The following is a 17,071-nucleotide window of genomic DNA, read 5'->3' on the forward strand; positions in this document are numbered from 1 at the left end:
GGGGAAATACAGTGGGTGGGTGAAGGCTTTGTCATCATTGCCTTGGTACCCTATCAGAAGGGTTTCATCCAGCTTCAGAAAGGGAAATATGAGGAAAATGAGTTTTTCTATTCGGCTTTTGTCGATTTATTGGTTAAAATAGAAAGGATGGCAACAACTCAAAGGAGAGAAATTTCATGACGATGCAGTATGCAGATGACAGTTTGGCTTTACATACAGACTTGTATCAAATCAATATGACGAAGGCTTATTGGGACGATAATTTTCATAATCGAAAGGCTGTTTTTGAAGTCTTCTTTCGAAAACTGCCTTTTGGCAATGGATATGCGGTCTTCGCGGGACTTGAGAGAATCATTGAGTTCGTGAAGAAATTCCAGTTTTCGGATAGCGATATCGATTATTTGAGGGAGCTTGGATATGAAGAGGAGTTCCTTCAGTACTTGAAGGAGATGCGATTCACCGGGACGATCCGTTCCATGGAGGAAGGGGAGCTTTCCTTTGGGAATGTTCCGCTCCTTCGCGTGGAGGCGCCACTTGGTCAGGCGCAGCTGTTGGAAACCGCGCTTCTTAATATCGTGAACTATCAGACCTTGATCGCTACGAAGGCAAACCGGATCAAACAGGTGGTCCAAGATGAGGTAGTCATGGAGTTCGGCACCCGTCGTGCCCATGAACTTGATGCCGCCATCTGGGGGACGCGTGCCGCCTACATCGGTGGATTTGATGCAACGAGCAATGTACGGGCCGGGAAGATTTTCGGCATGCCGGTATCGGGTACACACGCTCATGCCATGGTACAGGCTTACCGTGATGAGTACACGGCTTTCCACAAATATGCAGAAAGCCATAAGGACTGTGTATTCCTAGTGGATACGTACGATACCCTTCGTTCCGGAGTTCCAACGGCCATCAAGGTGGCGAAGGAACTCGGCGATAAGATCAATTTCAAAGGGATCCGCCTCGATAGCGGAGACATGGCGTACCAGTCCAAGAAGGCGCGCAAGATGCTCGATGATGCCGGGTTCCCGGAAACGAAGATCATTGCGTCGAACGACCTCGATGAGTATACCATCATGAACCTGAAGGCACAGGGGGCCCTGATTGACGTATGGGGGATCGGGACGAAGCTGATCACGGCTTATGACCAGCCTGCCCTCGGTGCAGTCTACAAGCTCGTGTCCATTGAAGGGGAAGACGGCAACATGCAGGATACCATCAAGATCTCGAGCAATGCGGAGAAGGTATCGACGCCTGGTAAGAAACGCGTGTACCGGATCATCAACTCGATCAATCACAAGTCTGAAGGGGAGTACATCGCCCTTGAGCACGAGAAGCCGCAGGAAGAAGAGCGCCTGAAGATGTTCCACCCTGTGCACACGTACATCAGCAAGTTCGTCACGAACTTCGAGGCGCGGGAGCTTCATGTGGATGTATTCAAGGATGGGAAGCTTGTATATGAAACACCATCCCTCGACAGGATCCGTACCTTTGTGAATGAAAATCTGGAATTGCTGTGGGATGAATACAAGCGTGCCATGAATCCGGAAGGGTACCCGGTCGATCTCAGTGATGAATGCTGGTCCAATAAGATGGAACTCATCCATGAAGTCAAAGCGTCGGTCAAAGAAAAATCAGTTGATATCAAGTAAGTTTCGTTGTTTGCGGGCATCATAAAAAGGTATACTTATGATGTAATAAAACCTAACATGGAGTGTGAATGATGGATTCTCTTCAAAAACAAATCGTAGAAGAAATGATGGTTTCACCGGAGATTGATCCCAAGGAAGAAATTCGACGCAGTGTCGATTTCATGAAATCGTATCTTAAGAAGAACTCGTTCCTCAAGAGTCTCGTTCTTGGCATTTCGGGAGGTCAGGATTCCACTCTCCTCGGGAAGCTCGCTTCGATTGCCATCACGGAACTGAACGAAGAAGCCGGTTCGAAGGAATATGCGTTTTACGCCATCCGTCTGCCATATGGGGAGCAGGGCGATGCCCAGGATGCCATTGATGCCGTGAAGTTCATCGACCCGACGGATTCCTTGACCGTCAATATTAAAGCGGCCGTGGACGCAAGTGTCCATACCCTGAAGGAAAGCGGCATCGAAATGTCGGATTTCGTGAAAGGGAATGAAAAGGCCCGTGAGCGCATGAAGGTTCAATTCGCTGTCGCTGCCGTGAAGAAAGGTGTCGTCCTCGGAACGGATCATTCTGCCGAAGCAGTGACTGGATTCTATACGAAGTTCGGGGACGGGGCCGCGGATCTTGTACCGCTATTCCGTTTGAATAAACGCCAAGGTCGCAAGCTTCTTGAAGAGCTCGGATGTCCGGAACATCTCTATACGAAGAAGCCGACTGCAGATCTTGAGGAAGATCGCCCGGCTCTTGCTGATGAAGAAGCGCTTGGCGTGACCTATGAACAGCTGGATGACTATCTTGAAGGAAAAGAAGTTCCGGCTGATGCAAAGAAGGCGATTGAGTCCCACTACTTGAAGACTCAACATAAACGCCATCTGCCGATCACTGTATTCGATGATTTTTGGAAATAAGGAAAAAGCCGGTCCAGACGAATCTGGATCGGCTTTTTTTATGGCAACAGCAAGATCTTCCCAGTGCTTTTGCGGCTTTCAAGGTATTCATGGGCTTTCCTGCCTTCACTCAAGTGGAAAGTCGTCGGTTCCGATAGAGTGATGGAGCCGTCTGTGACCCATTGGAACAATTCGGCGGAACGTTCCACCCTTTCCTCATGTGAGGTGAGGACATTCCATAGGTCACCACCCGTCAATGTTTTGGACGTATCCATGAGCATGCGGGGATCGACCGGCTCCGGATCGCCGCCTGCCATCCCGAAGAACACGACGGTTCCCCCTGTGCGTGTGGCCTGGAAGCTTTCGCTCAATGTGGACCCGACGGATTCATAGGCAACATCGACACCTGCAGGATAGACTTCCCTGACCTTTGCGGCCCAATCCTCATCGTAGAGGAAGACGTGATCTGCGCCGATTGCTTTGGCCACTTCTGCCTTCTCTTTAGTTGATGTCAGGCCGATCACATGTCCGCCTAGGGACTTGATGATCTGTACGAGCAATTGACCGACACCACCCGAGGCTGCGTGAACCAGGGCGTGGTCACCGTCTTTGATGGAGTAGCTGTCCTTGGTCAAATAGTGTGCAGTCAGTCCTTGTAGAAGGAGGGAAGCGGCCGTTTCAAAAGAGATAGCTTCTGGTACAGGGATGACTTTATCATGTGGAACGGCTACAAGCTCGGCGTTTGCATAGGGAACGTCGGCAAAAGCAATCCGGTCTCCGATATTCACGCCCTTTACATCCTCCCCGACCTTCTCGACGATGCCTGCCCCTTCATAGCCCAAGATGTAAGGGGGGTTCCCTGATAGATGGTAGTTTCCTTTTCTCCGGTACACATCCGCGAAGTTGAGGCCGACAGCCTTCATCCTCACAAGTACCTCATTGCTGGCTAGAGTCGGTTCCGGAATATCTTGATACGTCAGGACTTCCGGGCCTCCGAATCGTTCGAATACAAGTGCTTTCATAGGAATTACCTCATTTTTAAAAGATTGGCGCAGCTGATCAGCGCCGGTTTTATCATTATAATCCTTTTCCTCCTAACGACAAACTCGCAAAAACAGGAAGAAAATTTTAGTAGAATCTGCTCTCTGCCTCCCCGGTAATAAACAATTAATGGTAATATGGATGAATAGTAAGAGCTGGACGTTCCCTTATAAACGGGAAACGTTCAGAAGGGTTTTCTGGATTTTAATCGAAAGTAAGTAGTAAGAAGTTAAACAAACGTTTGAACAAGACAGGGGCCTTGCGATAGAGAGTATAAAAAGCAGGCTACGCGTATTGAAATAAGATAGGGAAGGGGATAGTCAGATGGCAGAGCAATCATTGAATCCCAAAGTGGAAGGGATTATACAAAATATTGAGAAGGTCATGATCGGAAAACGTGAAGTGGCCGAGCTGAGCGTGGTGTCCCTGCTTGCAGGGGGACATGTACTTCTCGAGGATGTACCGGGTGTAGGTAAGACCATGATGGTGAAGGCACTGGCCAAGTCGGTGGGGGCGGACTTCAAGAGGATCCAGTTCACGCCTGACCTCCTGCCTTCCGATGTCATCGGGGTGTCGATCTACAATCCTAGGGAAATGGAGTTCACATTCAGACCGGGTCCGATCATGGGGAATATCATTTTGGCAGATGAAATCAACCGGACATCACCTAAAACCCAGTCGGCACTCCTTGAGGGGATGGAAGAGAGCAGCGTGACCATCGACGGAATGACAAGGAAGCTCGATAAACCATTCTTTGTCATGGCAACGCAGAACCCGATCGAATATGAAGGGACTTATCCCCTGCCGGAAGCCCAGCTGGACCGATTCCTTCTGAAAATGAAAATGGGCTATCCGGAACCGGAAGAAGAGATGGAGGTCCTCAACCGGGCGCAAAAGAATCCTCCGATTGAAGATCTGGTACCGGCCATCACCCTTGCGGAACTGATCCGGCTTCAGGAGGAAGTGAAAGATATATTCGTTGACGATACGATCAAGAAATACATTGTCGATATTGCTCATAGGACGAGGATCCATGCCAACGTCTATCTCGGAGCGAGCCCCCGTGGGTCCATCGCCCTCATGAAAGCCTGTCAAGCGTACGCCTTCCTTAGGGGACGGAGTTATGTGGTTCCGGATGATGTTCAGTTTTTGGCACCGTTCGTTTTCTCGCATCGGATCATCATGAAATCTGAAGCGAAGTATGAGGGGGTCACCCCGGAAGATGTTGTAGAAAGGGTCATCGCCAGGATGCCTGTCCCTGTTCAAAGGCTTGTGAGGTAGATGAGGATGAAGCAACTGTTTCACACACTGTGGAAGATTGTTTTACTCCTGCTTTTCCTGGCAGCGTCCTTTTCCTTCGCCATGTTTCAGGGAGGGTTCGTCAGCTGGTTCCTTTTCTACAGCTTCCTCCCATTTGCCGCCTATTCCATCATCGTATTCTTTTACCCTCTCCGTCTATTCAGCGTGGAGCGCGCGTTTGAATCCAATGAGCTGAAGGCCGGGGATGAGCTGAAGGTCACCATGACCATCAGGAGATCGGTGCCGTTTCCACTCTATTATGTGGTGATGGAGGACCTGGGCTCTGAGCTACTGGCTTCACCCCTCGGCTGGAAGAAGAAGACCGTTGTCCACCCTGGCTGGAGGCGTGCAGTCTCTTATACGTATACGATTGACCACCTCCCAAGGGGGGAGCATACCTTCTCCGCCCTGAGGGTGAAAACCGGTGATTTCTTCGGCATCTTCGAAAAAGAAGCGCTTATCCCCTGTGAAGATACGCTCCTCGTTTACCCCGGAGTGATCGACGTACCGTATCGCTCCCTTGAAAACCGCTACGACCAGGGGATGACGAGCTCCAATGTGAAAATCCAGAAGGATACGACGATGGCGACGGGTGTAAGGGGGTATCAGCCGGGGGACCGCTTTTCCTGGATCCACTGGAAATCCTTTGCCCGCACGAATGAGCTGATGACGAAGGAGTTCGAGGAGCGTCAATCCCATGACGTCCTCGTCGTCCTCGATCGCGAGGAATCAGCGGCCTTTGAACCGATGGTGACCTTCACCGCCTCCATTCTTCACTCCATTTCCCGCAAAGGGGCACAGGTCGGTCTGTTATCCCACGGTGAGGAGCGCACATTCTTTCCCATCAGGGGCGGGGAGGGGCCGCAAAGTCAGATGCAGCATCATTTGGCGAAGGTCATGCCCGACAGTCCCGAACGGCTGGAACGCATGCTGAAGGGCGACCGTCTTCACAACGCCCAATCGGCTGCTGTCATCTTTGTTACATCCACCATTTCGAAAGAAAAAATTCTGGCAATCAACGAGTATGTGAAACAAAGCGGCTCGATTCTCCTCTTCCTGATCAAAAGGGAAGGGGAGGCCGTCTCCCAGGAAGACAGGTCGCTCACTGCCTTTGCATCGTCACGGGGCGTATCCATGAGGATCTTATATGAACCGGAGTTTTCTTCGGCCTTTGCGGAGGTGAAGAGAGCATGAAGAATCAAACGCATCACCTGATCAATATCATCATTTACGGGTTGGGGTTCCTCCTATTATGGGAATGGCTGCGACCTGTCGGGGCCATTACCGATACAGGGAGCGTAACGGCATTCGTTCTCTTCATCGCCATGGCATTCATTCTGTCGTACTTTCGGGTTCACTTCTTGATCTCTGGGGCGGTGAAACTGCTTTATATGATCGTCGCATTGAAGATATGGTACTTTCCCGGCTCCATTCTCGACCTGACCTGGGTACAGGAGATGTTCGGGGAGATCGGATACAACACGGGCATGATGTTCGGTCGCGAATGGGGAAGCCTGACCTACATGTATCAAAGCCTGTTGTTTTTCATCCTTCTCTGGCTTATGACCTATCTGCTTCATTACTGGCTCATGGTGAGAAGGAGCATCCTGCTGTTTTACTTCATGACCATCACCTACATCTGCGTCATTGATACGTATACAGAGTACGACGGGAAGATGTCTATCCTCCGGGCGGTGATCATCGGCTTCATCCTTATGGGGATGCTTGCCCTTGAACGTCTCGTGAAACGGGAGGGGCTCGCTTTATTCCGGATCAATCGCAGGAAATGGATGGTGCCCCTCGTCATCCTCCTTGCATGCAGTTCCGTCCTTGCACTCGCTGCACCGAAGGCCGCTCCGATCTGGCCTGATCCGATCCCGTATCTGGAGTCGCTCTCTGCAAACGGCACGGGAATCGGCGGCGGGGGCAACAGCAAGGCGGGGTATGATCCCGACGACAGCCGACTCGGCGGTCCGTTCGAAGCAGATCCGTCCGTCGTCTTCACGGCAGAAGTGACGGATGAACACTACTGGAAAATCGAAACGAAGGACTTCTACACGGGGAAAGGCTGGGAGCAGTCCCGTCCTGATGATGAAGGGGAAGAAATGAACTTCCAGGCGGATGAGCTTGTCCCGATTTCGGATGATGCAAATCGCAACAAGGAAGAAGAACCCAAAACCGAGAGGGTCATGATGGCTTCCACCTATTCGCACATCCTCTATCCTTATGGGCTTGAGAAGATCATTCTGGACTGGAACGGCTACTTTTCATTGAATCCCGTCAGTGAAAAGATCACCAGTCGGGAGGAAAATGGCTCTGACATTGAGCTTAATCAGTACCAGGTATCATACCATCCGGCCTCTTATTCCCTGAAGAAAATGAAGGGGACAGTGGATGGAGACATTGGTTCCGAAGGCTTCCTCGAGCGATACACCCAGCTCCCGGAAAATCTGCCGGAACGGGTATCCTTGCTTTCTGAGGAGATCACCAAGGATAAAGACAACTGGTACGATAAAGTGAAAGCGATCGAGCAGTACTTCCGGGAGAACGGCTTCGTCTATGATCAGCAGGATGTGGCAGTCCCCGGGGCCGAACAGGATTACGTCGATCAGTTCCTGTTTGAAACCCAGAAGGGATACTGTGACAACTTCTCTACGTCCATGGTGGCCATGACCCGCTCACTCGGCATCCCCGCAAGATGGGTTAAGGGCTATACGGAAGGCACATTCAGCAAACAGGTCGATAAGGACTATCAGCTATTTGAGGTCACGAACGATAATGCCCATTCCTGGGTGGAAGTGTTCTTCCCTGGTGTAGGGTGGGTGCCGTTCGAACCTACTGTCGGCTTCAGCAACAATGTCCGCTACGCCTATGATCTCGAACTTGATGATTCAGAAGGCGAGGAGACTCCTGCAGAGGATAAAGAAGAAACGCCTGCACCCGAGAGCCAGCAGCAACAGCAGCAGCCGGACTTGGCAAATGAAGATTCCAGCAGTGTCGACGGGGCACAATCCTTTCTCCAGGAGCATACGGGTAAATTTTTCTTCGGGCTGATTGCGATCCTCCTCCTGATCGGAGTTGGATACTACTTGAGAAGAAGATGGATTCCGTATCTCTACATCTTGTATTACAGGACCCAGAAGTCGGAATCGGCTTTTCCGAAGGCTTATCTTGCCCTTGTGAAACAGCTGGACAGGCATGGGGTGAAAATGGAGGATGGTCAAACCCTCAGAAGTTATTCCCACTATGTGGATACCCATTTCGGTACGTATGAAATGACGAGCCTGACCAATAATTATGAGCGCCTGCTCTACGGCCGGGACCTCTCGACGGAGGAGTGGGTCAAGCTAAGGGAATTGTGGGAAAATTTAATTAAAAAGACAACCGGTTGACCGTCTTGCAAACAAAGTATAAAATGATGACAAAATCATAATAAGTTCGTTAGCATCCTTCGTATATCCTCGATAATACGGTTCGAAAGTATCTACCCGGTCACCTTAAATGACTGGACTATGAAGGCAGAGTTCTATTTTGGATATTTTTGCACCCAAAAACTAGAATCCTGCCTTTTTTTAAAGGCGGAGTCTAGTTTTTTTGCTTTCATGGAACGCTAACGGATGACGGAGGAGCATGCTTCATCCGGGCTCGATCGATAACTACTAATGAGGTGAACTGAATGCTTGGTAAAGAAGAATTGCACAATCAGGAAATGATCGTCGTACTCGACTTTGGAAGTCAGTACAACCAGTTGATTACAAGAAGGATCCGTGAGTTCGGTGTATACAGCGAACTTCATCCCCATACAATCACAGTTGAAGAAATCAAGGAAATCAATCCGACGGGGATCATCTTCTCTGGCGGTCCGAACAGCGTATACGGTGATGGTGCCCTCCGCTGTGACGAGCGCATTTTCGACCTTGATATTCCGATCCTTGGCATCTGCTACGGCATGCAGCTCATGACGATGCACTTCGGCGGAAAAGTAGAAAGGGCCAAGCACCGTGAATACGGGAAAGCAGCCATCCAGATCGAACAACCCTCCAAGCTGTTTGCCGACCTTGAGGACGAGCAGGTTGTATGGATGAGTCACGGCGACCTAGTTGTCGAAGCACCGGAAGGGTTCGTAGTGAATGCCATCAACCCATCCTGCCCGATTGCTTCCATCAGCAATGAAGAGAAGAATCTTTATGCCGTTCAATTCCACCCGGAAGTAAGACACTCCGTGCACGGAAATGAAATGCTCAAGAACTTCGTCTTCGGTGTATGTGGATGTAAAGGTGACTGGTCCATGGAAAACTTCATCGAGATGGAGATCGAGAAGATCCGTCAGACGGTAGGGGACAAGAAAGTCCTTTGTGCCCTCAGCGGCGGGGTCGATTCATCCGTTGTCGCCGTTCTGATCCATAAGGCGATCGGTGATCAATTGACATGTATCTTCGTTGACCACGGCCTTCTTCGTAAAGGTGAAGCAGACAGCGTCATGAAGACATTCGCTGATGGATTCGATATGAACGTCATCAAAGTGGATGCGCAGGATCGTTTCTTGGATAAACTGAAAGGCGTCTCCGATCCGGAACAAAAACGTAAAATCATCGGGAATGAATTCATCTATGTATTCGACGATGAGGCGACAAAACTAGAAGGGATTGAATTCCTTGCGCAAGGAACGCTCTACACAGATATCATCGAAAGTGGGACAGCCACTGCGCAAACGATCAAATCCCATCACAACGTCGGCGGACTACCGGAAGATATGCAGTTCACCCTGATTGAACCGATGAACACCCTCTTTAAAGATGAAGTGCGCGCACTTGGGACTGAGCTTGGTATTCCAGATGAAATCGTATGGCGTCAGCCGTTCCCTGGACCGGGTCTTGGAATTCGCGTCCTCGGTGAGATTTCTGACCAAAAGCTTGAAATCGTCCGCGAATCAGACTACATCCTCCGCGATGAAGTAAAGAAAGCCGGACTCGAACGTGATATCTGGCAGTACTTCACGGTTCTTCCTGATATCCGCAGCGTCGGTGTCATGGGGGATGCTAGAACTTACGATTACACAATCGGAATCCGTGCCGTGACATCCATTGACGGGATGACATCGGACTGGGCTAGAATCCCTTGGGATGTATTGGAGAAGATCTCCACGCGGATCGTCAATGAGGTCGATCACATCAACCGCGTCGTGTATGACATCACGAGCAAGCCACCAGCCACGATTGAGTGGGAATAAAAAACGTAAAACCCCTGCCTAGGCAGGGGTTTTGTTGTTGATTGCGAACGTTATTTTAAAAATAGCGTTTAATGTTCGTATTTATCGTTGACGCATGGAGGATCAACTGGTACAATAGTACTGTAATCATCATTATATTAAAAAACTATTACGTCGTATAATTTCGGGAATAAGGCCCGAGCGTTTCTACCAAGCTACCGTAAATGGCTTGACTACGAGGTGATTGATGGGTACCGTTCTGTCGGGCCCATCCGTTATCTATATAGTCAAAAGCCCTGAATCGGTCGATTCAGGGCTTTTGATGTTGAAATGTCATACGACGGCTCTATAGGAGGAGTCCGAGTGAAGAATTATTTCCAGTTTGACCAGTTAGGAACGAATTATAAGAGGGAGATCATTGGCGGTCTGACCACATTCCTGTCCATGGCCTATATCCTCATCGTCAACCCGTTGACGTTGACACTTCAATCCGTGCCGGATCTGCCGGACGCGTTAAGAATGGACCAAGGGGCGGTATTCGTTGCGACGGCTCTTGCTGCGGCAGTCGGTTCCCTCGTCATGGGGCTCCTGGCCAAGTATCCCATAGCCCTGGCCCCTGGTATGGGATTGAATGCTTTCTTTGCCTACAGTGTCGTGTTGACCATGGGGATCCCTTGGCAAACGGCCCTTACAGGCGTTCTATTCTCAGGATTGATCTTCATGGTACTGACATTATCGGGTATCCGCGAAACGATCATCAACTCCATTCCTGCCGAGCTCAAGCTTGCCGTGGGAGCGGGGATCGGCTTGTTCATCACATTCGTCGGTTTCCAAAATTCCGGGATCATCGTCAAGGATGATGCGGTTCTTGTAGGACTTGGTAATCTGGCGAGCGGTCCGACACTTCTTGCAGTATTCGGTATCATCATAACAGTTGTCCTTATGACCAGAGGCGTAAACGGAGCGATCTTCATCGGGATGGTCGTGACAGCAATCGTCGGTATGATTGTCGGCTTGATTGATAAGCCTGACGCTATCGTGAGCGCTGCCCCTAGCCTGGAGCCTACATTCGGAGCGGCTCTCGGCCCGATCTTCAATGATCCAGGGACGTTATTCACGCTTCAGATGCTCACTGTCATCCTGACCTTCCTGTTCGTTGATTTCTTCGATACGGCCGGAACCCTTCTCGCTGTAGCCAATCAGGCTGGACTGACAAAAGACAACAAACTCCCGCGTGCAGGTAAAGCATTATTCGCAGATTCATGTGCAACCGTCGTTGGAGCGATTCTCGGAACATCCACAACGACTTCTTATATCGAGTCTTCTGCAGGGGTAGCAGCAGGAGCGAGAACCGGGTTCGCCTCGGTTGTGACGGGTATCCTGTTTGTTCTCTCGATTTTCTTCTTCCCGCTTCTCGGCGTCATCACTGCGCCGGTGACGGCACCGGCCCTCATCATTGTGGGTGTGCTCATGGTATCTGCCATCGGGGATATCGACTGGAAGAAGTTCGAAATCGCGGTACCGGCATTCCTGACGATCATCGCCATGCCGCTGACTTACAGTATTGCTACAGGGATCGCCATCGGCTTCGTCTTCTATCCGATCACCATGATTGTGAAAGGACGCGCGAAGGAGATTCACCCGATCATGTACCTTCTGTTCGTCATCTTCATCCTGTACTTCATTTTCTTGGCGTAATGCCCGGCACCGATCCTGAAAAGGGTCGGTGTTTTTATGATCAGAAATGAATGCGCATCCATGAAAGGGCGGGTTTCCCACTGCTGGGAGAAAAAGTTTCAGACAGGGGAATTGAAAAAACTAGCAGGTTTCGTTAGAATCAGGGAACGAGCAACAGGCGGAAATGATGGGGAGAAATGACGATGTCTATCTTGAACGTGAAGAAAGTACTGAATAATAATGTGTTGATCGCCGACCATGCCGCATACGGGGAAGTGGTCCTGATCGGCAAAGGGATTGGGTTCAACCGGAAAAAGGGGGATCCCATACAGAATGACATTGCCGAGAAGATGTTCGTACTGAAGGGGGAAAAGGAGCAGGAGCAATATAAGAATCTCCTTCCTTTCCTGAATGACGACATGTCGAGTATCATTATTTCGGCCATTGAACTGATAAGGGAGAGGACCAATTCCTTCCTGAATGAGCATATCCATATTGCTCTCACCGACCATATCCTTTTTGCCATCAACCGCCTCATGAGAGGCATGGAGATCCGCAATCCCTTCCTTGTGGAGACGAGGACACTTTACCCGTTCGAATATGAAGTTGCCAGGGAAGTAGTCGAACTGATCAATGACCACACGGAAGTGAACCTGCCTGAAGGCGAGATCGGCTTCATTGCCCTTCATATCCACAGCGCGATGATGAATAAAGATCTATCAGAGATCAACCAGCATTCTCAGCTGATTGCACGGTTGACCGGTATGATCGAGCAACAGCTCGAAGTGAACATCGATAGGGACAGCATTGATTACGTAAGGCTCGTCCGCCACATCCGTTACACAATTGAAAGGGTTTTAAAAGGGGAACGGGTGGAAGAGCCAGAAAAGATTGCAAACCTATTGAAAGAAGAATATCCTCTCTGCTATAATCTATCTTGGAAGCTGATCAAGATGATGCAGCAAACATTGAAGAAACCAGTATATGATGCAGAAGCGGTCTATCTGACGATGCACCTGCAGCGTATTCAAAGTAAAGTGAAATAGTCATTTATCTCTTACGTGTAACTGATTCGATCAGGCATGAGTGAAGAAGATAATTGAAACGCCTATTTTGGGGTAGTCTATCCCTATGCGTTTCAGTGTCCTCTTTCCTCATGCCTTTTTTGTTTGCATCCATCATCTCGTTCATTCTAAAAACTAACTAAATGGAGGAACCTTTTATGTTTAAAAAGGCTTTCGGGGTTTTACAAAAAGTCGGTAAAGCATTGATGCTTCCGGTCGCAATCCTACCGGCTGCAGGTCTCTTGCTTGCTTTTGGTAACGCTCTCCAAAACCCGACACTTTTAGATATCGCGCCATTCTTGAGTAATGGCGGAGTTGAAACCGTTGCCGGCGTCATGGAAAAAGCAGGGGGAATCATCTTTGATAACCTGCCGCTTCTATTTGCTGTCGGTGTCGCCATAGGACTCGCGGGAGGGGACGGGGTGGCAGGTCTTGCCGCTATCGTCGGATTCCTGATCATGAACGCGACCATGGGAACAGTGGAAGGACTTCAAATCAAAGACGTAACCGGAGACAATGTCGATCCGGCCAATGCCTTGGTCCTTGGAATCCCTACTCTGCAAACCGGGGTCTTCGGGGGGATCATCGTCGGGATCATAGCCGCCACGATGTACAATCGATTCTTTAAAATCGAGCTCCCGTCCTATCTCGGATTCTTCGCAGGTAAACGTTTCGTTCCGATTGCCACTGCCGTATCATCCGTTATCCTCGGATTGATCATGCTGGTGGTATGGCCACCGGTACAAGATGGACTCAATTCATTCTCGAACTTCATGCTTGGTGAAAACCGCGCATTCGCCGCTTTCATCTTCGGTGTGATCGAGCGTGCACTCATTCCGTTCGGGCTTCACCATATCTTCTATTCACCATTCTGGTTCGAATTCGGATCTTACACTTCTGCAGCGGGAGATGTAGTCCGTGGGGATCAGGCCATCTTCATGAAGCAGATTCAAGATGGCGTACAGGATCTTACTGCCGGTACCTTCATGACTGGTAAATTCCCGTTCATGATGTTCGGTCTTCCGGCTGCGGCTCTTGCCATCTATCACGAAGCGCGCCCAGAGCGTAAAGCGGTAGTTGCTGGTATCATGGGTTCTGCTGCCTTGACATCTTTCTTAACAGGGATCACAGAACCACTCGAATTCTCATTCTTATTCGTAGCACCTGTCTTGTTCGGTATCCATACGATCTTTGCCGGACTTTCCTTCCTGACCATGCATCTATTGAATGTAAAAGTCGGGATGACATTCTCGGGCGGATTGATCGATTATGTTCTATTCGGTCTTCTTAACCCACAAACCAACGCATGGATCATCATTCCGGTCGGATTGGTCTTCGCACTGATCTACTACTTCGGCTTCCGGTTTGCCATCAGGAAGTTCAATCTCATGACACCAGGTCGTGAAGAAGTAACAGATGAAGATGATGCACCTGCTGGAACAGCAGAAGAGCTTCCGTTCAACATCCTGGAAGCAATGGGTGGACAAGAGAATATCTCTCACCTTGACGCTTGTATCACACGTCTTCGCGTACAAGTAAATGATGTGAAGCAAGTCGATAAGAACAGATTGAAAAAACTCGGTGCATCTGGTGTGCTTGAGGTAGGTAACAATATCCAAGCGATCTATGGACCGAAATCAGACGGCATCAAATCCCAGATGCAAGATATCATCAGTGGGAAAACGCCACGTAAAGTCAAAATCGATACAGATAAAGAAGTGGAACAGCAGGTGGAAGAAGTGAACCCTGAAGCGCTCCGCACGTCTGACGAAGAGCGTGCCGAACGATTCGTCGCACCAATCACGGGTGAACTGAAGGACATCACTGAAGTTCCCGATCAGGTATTCTCAGGTAAGATGATGGGTGACGGCTTCGCAATCCTTCCGGAAGAAGGAATGATCGTATCACCAGTGGATGGTAAAATCGTCAATGTCTTCCCGACAAAGCACGCCCTTGGCATTGAATCAAAAGGCGGCCGTGAGATCCTCATTCACGTTGGGATCGATACGGTTAAACTTCAAGGGGAAGGATTCGAATCCCTCGTGAAAGAAGGGGACCAGGTAGAAGCCGGTCAGCCACTGTTGAAAGTGGACCTCGATTTCATCAAGGCGAACGCACCTTCCATCATCACACCGATCGTCTTCACCAATCTGAAGGAAGGTCAGCAAGTGACCTTGAAATCCCCAGGTAAAGTGAATCGCAATGATGAGGACATCATCGGAATCGATTGATCTATATATAGAAGGAAAGGCCTTCCCTTGCACACGGGGAAGGCCTTTTTATATGGATGAAACAAGGGAATCTAGCAATGAAATGATAGAATTGAAATTAATTCTATTAAAAGTATTGACGGGTGCCGATAACCTTGATATACTTTAAAAACCGTCGCAGGAAGACAGCGAATAAATACATTCGAGCGTAACACTCGAAAAAACAATTCGAAAAAAGTGTTGACAAACACTTAGTTAACCTGGTATGATGGTTAAGTTGCTCCGAACGAGCGACAAACATTTGAACCTTGAAAACTGAACAAAACAAGACAAACACGTCAACGTTAATTCTAGATTTATTTTTAAAGAGCTATTCAAACTTTTTATGGAGAGTTTGATCCTGGCTCAGGACGAACGCTGGCGGCGTGCCTAATACATGCAAGTCGAGCGGATCGATGGGAGCTTGCTCCCTGAGATCAGCGGCGGACGGGTGAGTAACACGTGGGTAACCTGCCTGTAAGACTGGGATAACTCCGGGAAACCGGGGCTAATACCGGATAACACCTACCCCCGCATGGGGGAAGGTTGAAAGGTGGCTTCGGCTATCACTTACAGATGGACCCGCGGCGCATTAGCTAGTTGGTGAGGTAATGGCTCACCAAGGCGACGATGCGTAGCCGACCTGAGAGGGTGATCGGCCACACTGGGACTGAGACACGGCCCAGACTCCTACGGGAGGCAGCAGTAGGGAATCTTCCGCAATGGACGAAAGTCTGACGGAGCAACGCCGCGTGAGTGAAGAAGGTTTTCGGATCGTAAAACTCTGTTGTTAGGGAAGAACAAGTGCCGTTCGAATAGGGCGGCGCCTTGACGGTACCTAACCAGAAAGCCACGGCTAACTACGTGCCAGCAGCCGCGGTAATACGTAGGTGGCAAGCGTTGTCCGGAATTATTGGGCGTAAAGCGCGCGCAGGTGGTTTCTTAAGTCTGATGTGAAAGCCCACGGCTCAACCGTGGAGGGTCATTGGAAACTGGGGAACTTGAGTGCAGAAGAGGAAAGTGGAATTCCAAGTGTAGCGGTGAAATGCGTAGATATTTGGAGGAACACCAGTGGCGAAGGCGACTTTCTGGTCTGTAACTGACACTGAGGCGCGAAAGCGTGGGGAGCAAACAGGATTAGATACCCTGGTAGTCCACGCCGTAAACGATGAGTGCTAAGTGTTAGAGGGTTTCCGCCCTTTAGTGCTGCAGCTAACGCATTAAGCACTCCGCCTGGGGAGTACGGTCGCAAGACTGAAACTCAAAGGAATTGACGGGGGCCCGCACAAGCGGTGGAGCATGTGGTTTAATTCGAAGCAACGCGAAGAACCTTACCAGGTCTTGACATCCTCTGACAACCCTAGAGATAGGGCTTTCCCCTTCGGGGGACAGAGTGACAGGTGGTGCATGGTTGTCGTCAGCTCGTGTCGTGAGATGTTGGGTTAAGTCCCGCAACGAGCGCAACCCTTGATCTTAGTTGCCAGCATTCAGTTGGGCACTCTAAGATGACTGCCGGTGACAAACCGGAGGAAGGTGGGGATGACGTCAAATCATCATGCCCCTTATGACCTGGGCTACACACGTGCTACAATGGACGGTACAAAGGGCTGCAAGACCGCGAGGTTTAGCCAATCCCATAAAACCGTTCTCAGTTCGGATTGTAGGCTGCAACTCGCCTACATGAAGCTGGAATCGCTAGTAATCGCGGATCAGCATGCCGCGGTGAATACGTTCCCGGGCCTTGTACACACCGCCCGTCACACCACGAGAGTTTGTAACACCCGAAGTCGGTGAGGTAACCTTTTGGAGCCAGCCGCCTAAGGTGGGACAGATGATTGGGGTGAAGTCGTAACAAGGTAGCCGTATCGGAAGGTGCGGCTGGATCACCTCCTTTCTAAGGAAGATTTACTAAAACGTTTGACGACGTCGAAGTTTTGTTCAGTTTTGATGGTTTAAATCCATCTTCTATATTGTTCTTTGAAAACTAGATAAAGTTTTATTGATA

The 17,071-nt window shown here is 49.7% G+C and carries 10 protein-coding genes, 1 rRNA gene and 2 riboswitches; of the genes, 10 read left to right on the forward strand and 1 reads right to left on the reverse strand.

Annotated features, from left to right (window positions below; genetic code table 11):
* Positions 1-176: 176 nt before the first annotated feature.
* Both K6T23_RS02010 and nadE read left to right on the forward strand, forming a co-directional pair.
* Positions 177-1,649: a nicotinate phosphoribosyltransferase gene (locus K6T23_RS02010; RefSeq protein WP_056541853.1), complete on the forward strand. Its 1,473-nt coding sequence runs from the start codon at positions 177-179 to the stop codon at positions 1,647-1,649.
* Between the two features lie 71 nt (positions 1,650-1,720).
* The gene (gene nadE / locus K6T23_RS02015) at positions 1,721-2,548 is read left to right on the forward strand and encodes an NAD(+) synthase (protein WP_148986215.1); all 828 of its coding nucleotides are present in this window, start codon (positions 1,721-1,723) and stop codon (positions 2,546-2,548) included.
* Between the two features lie 38 nt (positions 2,549-2,586).
* Here the strand turns inward: nadE and K6T23_RS02020 are convergent, their stop codons facing one another.
* Entirely contained in the window at positions 2,587-3,549 is a 963-nt protein-coding gene (locus K6T23_RS02020) for a quinone oxidoreductase family protein (RefSeq protein WP_238283481.1), read from the reverse strand.
* A gap of 343 nt (positions 3,550-3,892) precedes the next feature.
* On the opposite strand from K6T23_RS02020, the gene K6T23_RS02025 reads away from it, so the two are divergent.
* The 8 genes from K6T23_RS02025 (at position 3,893) to K6T23_RS02060 (ending at position 16,960) form a co-directional block, all read left to right on the forward strand.
* Positions 3,893-4,849 carry an AAA family ATPase gene (locus tag K6T23_RS02025; protein ID WP_148986197.1) on the forward strand — a complete coding sequence of 319 codons (957 nt, stop codon included), beginning with the start codon at positions 3,893-3,895 and terminating at the stop codon, positions 4,847-4,849.
* A 6-nt stretch (positions 4,850-4,855) separates the two neighbouring features.
* Positions 4,856-6,061: a DUF58 domain-containing protein gene (locus K6T23_RS02030; protein WP_238283482.1), complete on the forward strand. Its 1,206-nt coding sequence runs from the start codon at positions 4,856-4,858 to the stop codon at positions 6,059-6,061.
* The gene (locus K6T23_RS02035; RefSeq protein ID WP_238283483.1) at positions 6,058-8,259 is read left to right on the forward strand and encodes a transglutaminaseTgpA domain-containing protein; all 2,202 of its coding nucleotides are present in this window, start codon (positions 6,058-6,060) and stop codon (positions 8,257-8,259) included. The genes K6T23_RS02030 and K6T23_RS02035 overlap by 4 nt, the downstream gene beginning before the upstream one ends.
* A 39-nt stretch (positions 8,260-8,298) precedes the next feature.
* Positions 8,299-8,400, forward strand: a riboswitch (purine riboswitch).
* Between the two features lie 143 nt (positions 8,401-8,543).
* Entirely contained in the window at positions 8,544-10,097 is a 1,554-nt protein-coding gene (gene guaA, locus K6T23_RS02040; RefSeq protein ID WP_056541834.1) for a glutamine-hydrolyzing GMP synthase, read from the forward strand.
* Between the two features lie 133 nt (positions 10,098-10,230).
* Positions 10,231-10,332: riboswitch (purine riboswitch) on the forward strand.
* A gap of 107 nt (positions 10,333-10,439) precedes the next feature.
* Positions 10,440-11,774 (forward strand): NCS2 family permease, encoded by a 1,335-nt coding sequence (locus tag K6T23_RS02045; protein ID WP_179125650.1) that lies wholly within the window; start codon positions 10,440-10,442, stop codon positions 11,772-11,774.
* 182 nt (positions 11,775-11,956) lie between these two features.
* On the forward strand, positions 11,957-12,799 hold the full coding sequence (gene glcT, locus K6T23_RS02050; RefSeq protein WP_056541828.1) for a glucose PTS transporter transcription antiterminator GlcT: 843 nt from the start codon (positions 11,957-11,959) through the stop codon (positions 12,797-12,799).
* A gap of 176 nt (positions 12,800-12,975) precedes the next feature.
* The gene (gene ptsG / locus K6T23_RS02055) at positions 12,976-15,048 is read left to right on the forward strand and encodes a glucose-specific PTS transporter subunit IIBC (RefSeq protein ID WP_056541826.1); all 2,073 of its coding nucleotides are present in this window, start codon (positions 12,976-12,978) and stop codon (positions 15,046-15,048) included.
* Positions 15,049-15,409: 361 nt separating this feature from the next.
* A 16S ribosomal RNA gene (locus K6T23_RS02060) occupies positions 15,410-16,960 on the forward strand.
* Positions 16,961-17,071 lie beyond the last annotated feature (111 nt).

The sequence above is a fragment of the Rossellomorea marisflavi genome (assembly GCF_022170785.1).
GTDB classification, from domain to species: domain Bacteria; phylum Bacillota; class Bacilli; order Bacillales; family Bacillaceae_B; genus Rossellomorea; species Rossellomorea marisflavi_B.